Genomic DNA, 6,165 nt, shown 5'->3' on the forward strand with positions numbered 1-6,165 from the left:
CGATGCCTACCGCGCTGCCCGCCCGCGTGCTGGTGCTGGGCCTGGGCTACAGCGGCCGGCATCTGGCCGCGCTGCTGCACGCGCACGGCGTGCACTGCAGCGGCACCGTGCGTGATCCAGCGAACGCGCCGGACGATGGGCTGCTCCGCCACCGTCTGGTGGCAGGCGAACCGATCAGCGCGGGCCTGCACGAGGCGATCCGCACGGCCGAGGCCCTCGTCTGCGCCGTGCCACCGGATGCAGACGGTGACCCGGCCCTGCGCCTGCTCACCGATGCGCTGAGCGACAGCCCTGCCCTGCGTTGGGTGGGCTATCTCTCCTCCACCGCGGTCTACGCCGACCGCGATGGCGGCTGGGTCAACGAGACATCCGCCGCCGATGCGACCGATGAGACCGCCCTGAAACGTCTGCACGCGGAACAGCAGTGGCAGGCCCTCGCGCAGGCCCGCGGCATCGCCTCGGCAGTGTTCCGGCTGCCGGGCCTGTATGGGCGCGGGCGCAATGCACTGGTCCAGCTGGCGCAGGGCAAGGCGAGGCAGGTAGTGCGGCCGGGGCTGGTGTTCAACCGGCTGCATGTGGAGGATCTGGCCAGCGGGGTGCTCGCGGCGATGCAGCGGCCTGCAGGCGATGCGCTCCATCTGCTGAGCGATGACGAACCGGCGCCGCCACAGAACGTGGTGGCCTACGCAGCGGCGCTGAGTGGGCTGCCGCTGCCCGTCGTGCAGGCGTGGGACGCACCCGAGGTGGCCGCCTCACTGCGCCGCTTCTACACCAGCAACAAGCGCATCGACGGCCGCGCCACGCGCGCGGCATTGCAGTGGCAGCCGCGCTTCACGACCTACCGCGAAGGGCTGGACGACGCGTGGACCCACGGCGACGGACGCCCTGCGCTGCGGTAGCCCACAACCGGCACCTACCTTCTCAGGCCGCGTCAGACAGCCGGAAGAACGCGCGCGTAGCCGCCGTCGCGTTGGCGGCCGTGGTCTCTACCTCTTCCCCACGATCGCGGGCCAGCTCTTCAACAATGTGCGACAGGAACATCGGCTCGTTGCGGCGGTCCTTGGGCAACGGCTTGAGCGTGCGCGGCAGCAGGTACGGTGCGTCGGTCTCGATCATCAGCCGGTTGGCCGGGATGTGCTTGACCAGCTCGCGCAGGTGCCCGCCACGGCGCTCATCGCACAACCAGCCGGTGATGCCGATGTACCAGTCCTGGTCCAGGTAGTCGAACAGTTCCTGGCGCTCGCCGGTGAAGCAATGCACCACCGCCGGGCCGAGCTTGCCGTCGAAATTCTTCATCTGCGCCATGAAATCGGCATGCGCGTCGCGCTGGTGCAGGAACAGCGGCTTGCCGTTCTCGGCGGCGAGCTGCAGCTGGCGCTCGAAGGCACGGTGCTGCGCCGGGCGCGGCGAGAAATCACGGAAGTAGTCCAGCCCGCACTCGCCCACCGCCACCACCTCGGCACGCGCATGCAGCGCGCGCATTTCCGCGTCGCATTCGTCGGTGTATTCCACCGCATGGTGCGGGTGTACCCCAGCCGTCGCGTACAGGAACCCCGGATGCTGGCGGGCCAGCTCCAGCGCCATCGGCGAATGCTCGCGGCTGGCGCCGGTGATCACCATCTGCACCACCCCGGCCTCGCGCGCACGCGCCAGCACGGCGTCGCGGTCGCGATCAAAGGAATCGTGGGTGAGGTTGGCGCCGATATCGATCAGTTGCATGGGGCTGCTGCAGGACGGGAAACCCGGCCATTGTACCTGCGCCCCGGCAGGCTCAATCGGACGCCCCGCGCGCGGGGCGATCATGGCGCTCCCACTGCGTAGGCAGGCCGAACGCTGCGCAGTCGCCGCACGTCAGCGCGCCGTCGGCGGTGGCGTCGAAACGCAGGCGGCGTGCGGCCTCGTCGTCGCAATCAGGGGTGTCATCGAGCAGCAGCTGGAAGCCGGCCGCCCGCCGGCACAGGTAGAGAATGTCCTTGCGGCGGTCCAACGTGCTGCGCGCCAGCGCCTTCAGCGTGATGTAAGCCACATCGTCGGCCAGCTGCAGGCTCGGATACACCGCTTCGCGCAACGTGCCATCGGCCAGTGCGCGCTGGATCGCAGCGTCGTCGCTCAAGCCCGCCGGCAGGTAGCGCGCCTGGATCTGCGCCCGCACAAGCACGGCCCAGTGGTTGCCGTCGTAGGGCGCGTGCAGCGGCGAGTCCGCATCAGCGGCAGCGGGCTCGGCAGCCATGGCAGCGAACGGCGCCATGGCGCCTGCGATCAACAACGACAGCACGCGTAGAGCGCAGCGCATCGGGGTATCCATGGGGTCAGGGCGGCACAGGGGAACACGCCCGCCGCGCGCTGGCAATGCGCTGCGCAGCGGACGCCGTATCCTTGTGCGATGAGCCCCCCGATTTTCCCCATCTCCACACTGCTGCCGCAGATCCTGACCACGCTGGAGCGCGGCACCCGACTGGTGTTGGAAGCGCCGCCAGGCGCCGGCAAGACCACTCAGGTACCGCTGGCCCTGCTGGACGCGCCATGGCTGGAAGGCCGCAGGATCATCATGCTGGAGCCGCGCCGCGTGGCGGCCCGCAGCGCCGCGCAGTTCATGGCGCGGCAGCTGGGCGAGAACGTCGGTGAGACCGTCGGCTACCGCATCCGCTTCGAGAACAAGATCTCCGCGCGGACCCGCATCGAGGTGGTGACCGAGGGCATCCTGACCCGGATGCTGCAGGACGACCCGCTGCTGGAAGGCGTGGGGGCGCTGCTGTTCGATGAATTCCACGAGCGCCATCTGTCTGCCGACCTCGGTCTGGCCCTGTCGCTGGATGTGCAGTCGCAGCTGCGCGAGGACCTGCGCATCGTGGTGATGTCGGCCACGCTGGATGGCGAGCGACTGGCGCAGTTTCTCGATGCGCCGCGCCTGAGCAGCGAGGGCCGCAGCTTCCCGGTGACGATCGCGCATTTCCCGGCCCGCCGCGACGAGGCACTGGAACCGCAGGCGCGGCGAGCCGTGGAGCAGGCCTTGGCCGAGCATCCTGGCGATGTGCTGGTGTTCCTGCCCGGCCAGCGCGAAATCGCGCGTGTGCAGACCGCGCTGCAGTCCGTGCTGGATCCGGCCGTGCAGGTACTGCCGCTGCATGGCGAGCTGCCGGTGGACCAGCAATCGCAGGTGCTGCAGCCCGATCCCGGCGGTCGCCGCCGCGTGGTGCTGGCCACCAACGTGGCCGAGTCATCGGTGACCCTGCCCGGCGTGCGGGTGGTGATCGATGCGGGGCTGGCACGCGAGCCGCGCTATGACCCCAACAGCGGTTTCGCGCGCCTGGACGTGGTGAACATCGCGCAGGCCTCGGCTGATCAGCGTGCCGGCCGTGCCGGGCGTGTCGCCGAGGGCTGGGCGTGGCGCTTGTGGCCGCAGTCGCAGCGGTTGGAGGCGCAGCGTCGGCCCGAAATCGCGCAGGTGGAACTGGCCTCACTGGCGCTGGAACTGGCCGCCTGGGGCAGTGACGACCTGCGCTTCGTCGATACTCCGCCGGCCGGTGCACTGGCCGCCGCGCGTGAACTGCTGCAGCGCCTGGGCGCGCTCAGCGACAGCGGCACGCTGACCCCGCTGGGCCGGCGCATGTTGACCCTCGGTACGCATCCGCGCCTGGCGGCGATGCTGATGGCGGCAGGTGCCGGTGTGGAACAGGCCCTGGCCTGCGATCTGGCCGCGCTGGTGGAAGCGCGCGATCCGCTGCGCCAGGGCGGTGATGCGCTCGCGGCGCGGTGGCGGGCGCTGGCGGCGTTCCGCCACGGGCGGGCACCCCACGATGCCAACCGCGGCGGCCTGGCCACGATCGATGCCGCCAGCAAACAGTGGCGGCGACGCCTGCGCTGTGATGCCGCGCCTCCTTCCTCAGTCGAAGCGCATCAACTCGGCGACCTGCTCGCACATGCGTTCCCGGACCGGATCGCCGCCCGCCATCCCACCGATCCGCTGCGCTACCTGCTGGCCAACGGCCGCAGCGCGCGGCTGTTCGATCCCAGCGACCTGCGCGGTGAGCCGTGGCTGGTGGCTGTTGAACTGCGCTACGAAGCACGCGACGCATTGCTGCTGCGCGCCGCGCCGGTGGACGAGAACCGCCTGCGGCGTGACTTCCCGGAACGCTTCAAACAGGAAGACGTGGTGCGTTGGGACGGGGAGAAGCGCGCACTGGTGGCACGCCGCGAAACCCGTTTCGATCGCATCGTGCTGGACAGCCGCTCGGCCGGCCGCGTGGACCCCGCGCATGCCGCGAAGGCCCTGACCGAGGCCGTGGCCGAACTCGGGCTGGAGGCACTGCCGTGGACGGACGGCCTGCGCCAGTGGCAGGCGCGGGCGCTGGCCGTGCGTGCGTGGATGCCGGAGCTGGAGTTGCCGGACGTCTCCGATGCAGCGCTGATGGCGACGCTGCCGAACTGGCTGACGCCTGCGTTCAACGGCAAGACGCGCCTGGATGCCCTTGATGAATCCAGCCTCGGTGAAGCGCTGAAGTCGCCGCTGCCGTGGGCGCAACGCCAGCTGATCGATCGCCACGCACCGGTCCGCATTGCCGTGCCTTCGGGCATGGAACGTCCGATTCATTACGCGCTCGACGCCGATGGCATCAGCCCGCAGGCGCCGGTGCTGGCGGTCAAACTGCAGGAGCTGTTCGGCCTGAGCGACACCCCGCGCATCGCCGACGGCCGCATTCCGTTGACGCTGCACCTGCTGTCCCCCGGCGGCCGCCCGCTGCAGGTCACCCAGGATCTGCGCAACTTCTGGGCGAACACCTACGCCGAGGTGAAGAAGGAAATGAAGGGGCGGTATCCCCGGCATCCGTGGCCGGATGATCCGTGGACGGCGAACGCGACACACCGCGCCAAGCCGCGCGGCACGTGAGCGCGCCGCCCCATTCCTCACCCGATGCGCGCATTCATGGCTGTCACCTGACCATCGCCGGGCACGTGGCGCACGCAGCGCGGGGAACCGGCTACAGTCGTGATCCGGCCGTAGCAAGTGGATAACACGCCCTACACGGTCACCGCGCGACACTGGATCAGAACCTTTAGGCAAGGACCCCCCATGAGCAGATTGACTGTGATTACCGACCGCGCCCTCGAGCGTGCCCTGGACCTCGCCAGCACCGCGGGTGACGGCCTCAAGCATGCCGGCAGCAACCTGCGCCACTTTGGGCCGCAGGCCACCGACTGGATCAAGACCGGTGCCGCCCTCGGTGCGGTCAAGACCGGCAGCAAGGTCGCCGCCAAGGTGGTGCGCCGCAATCCGGCCGTGACCATCGCCGCTGCCGCTGTCGGTGTGGGGCTGCTGGGCTACGCGCTGTACCGCAAGCAGCAGAAGAAGAAGCTTGCCAACGGCGGCGTGGTGAACGGCCAGGCGCAGCGCATCAGCGCACGCAACCGCCGCAACGAGACCGTGGTGGACGAAACCAGCGATATCGGCAGCGACGCCTGATCCGCTGACGCGTTACCGCAAGCGCATCGAAACCGCCGGTCGCTACCGGCGGTTTTTTATTGTCCGATCTCGCGCCATTGGCCGGGTTGAAGATCGCCGATCGCATGCGCGCCCATCGAGACACGCACCAGGCGCAACGTGGGCAGTCCGACCGCCGCGGTCATGCGGCGTACCTGGCGGTTGCGGCCTTCGCGCAGCGTGATCGCCAGCCAGGCATCGGGCACCGTCTTGCGGAAGCGCACCGGTGGCGTGCGCGGCCACAGCTCAGGCGACGGTTCCAACCGTTCGACACCGGCCGGCAGCGTCGGCCCATCGTTGAGCAGCACGCCACGGCGCAGCGCCTGGACCTGCTCATCGGTCACCGTGCCTTCGACCTGCACCCAATACGTCTTGTCCGCCTTGTGCCGCGGATCAGTCAACTGGTGCGCCAGGCCGCCGTCATCAGTGAGCAGCAGCAGGCCTTCGCTGTCGTAATCCAGCCGGCCAGCCGCGTACACCGCCGGTGGCAGCCCGAACCCAGCCAGCGTCGCGCGCGGCGGCTGGCTGCGGTCGGTGAACTGGCACAGCACGTTGAACGGTTTGTTGAAGGCGATCAGCATCGGGGCAACAGCGGCAGTGGGATGGCCCATTGTCCCATCCCCGTGCATCCGCAGCGAACGTCAGCCGATGATCTTCATGTTGAGCAGGACGCGGGGGGCATGGCC

At 69.6% G+C, this 6,165-nt stretch carries 6 protein-coding genes; 3 read left to right on the top strand and 3 right to left on the bottom strand.

Going from position 1 to position 6,165, the window contains the following annotated elements:
• The first annotated feature begins 2 nt into the window (after window positions 1-2).
• The gene (locus ACE026_RS11195) at window positions 3-899 is read left to right on the top strand and encodes an NAD-dependent epimerase/dehydratase family protein (protein WP_486039057.1); all 897 of its coding nucleotides are present in this window, start codon (window positions 3-5) and stop codon (window positions 897-899) included.
• Between the two features lie 22 nt (window positions 900-921).
• Here ACE026_RS11195 and ACE026_RS11200 read toward each other — a convergent pair whose 3' ends face one another.
• Window positions 922-1,719 carry a TatD family hydrolase gene (locus ACE026_RS11200; RefSeq protein WP_486039058.1) on the bottom strand — a complete coding sequence of 266 codons (798 nt, stop codon included), beginning with the start codon at window positions 1,717-1,719 and terminating at the stop codon, window positions 922-924.
• Between the two features lie 52 nt (window positions 1,720-1,771).
• Window positions 1,772-2,293, bottom strand: coding sequence for a hypothetical protein (locus tag ACE026_RS11205; RefSeq protein ID WP_486039059.1), 522 nt, complete (start codon window positions 2,291-2,293; stop codon window positions 1,772-1,774).
• 90 nt (window positions 2,294-2,383) lie between these two features.
• On the opposite strand from ACE026_RS11205, the gene hrpB reads away from it, so the two are divergent.
• Both hrpB and ACE026_RS11215 read left to right on the top strand, forming a co-directional pair.
• Window positions 2,384-4,888, top strand: a complete 2,505-nt coding sequence (gene hrpB, locus ACE026_RS11210) for an ATP-dependent helicase HrpB (RefSeq protein ID WP_486039060.1) — start codon at window positions 2,384-2,386, stop codon at window positions 4,886-4,888.
• Window positions 4,889-5,071: 183 nt separating this feature from the next.
• Entirely contained in the window at window positions 5,072-5,461 is a 390-nt protein-coding gene (locus ACE026_RS11215; RefSeq protein WP_123729857.1) for a hypothetical protein, read from the top strand.
• Between the two features lie 56 nt (window positions 5,462-5,517).
• Here the strand turns inward: ACE026_RS11215 and ACE026_RS11220 are convergent, their stop codons facing one another.
• Window positions 5,518-6,060 (bottom strand): pseudouridine synthase, encoded by a 543-nt coding sequence (locus tag ACE026_RS11220; protein ID WP_486039143.1) that lies wholly within the window; start codon window positions 6,058-6,060, stop codon window positions 5,518-5,520.
• Window positions 6,061-6,165 lie beyond the last annotated feature (105 nt).

Source organism: Stenotrophomonas sp. AGC87 (assembly GCF_057333975.1).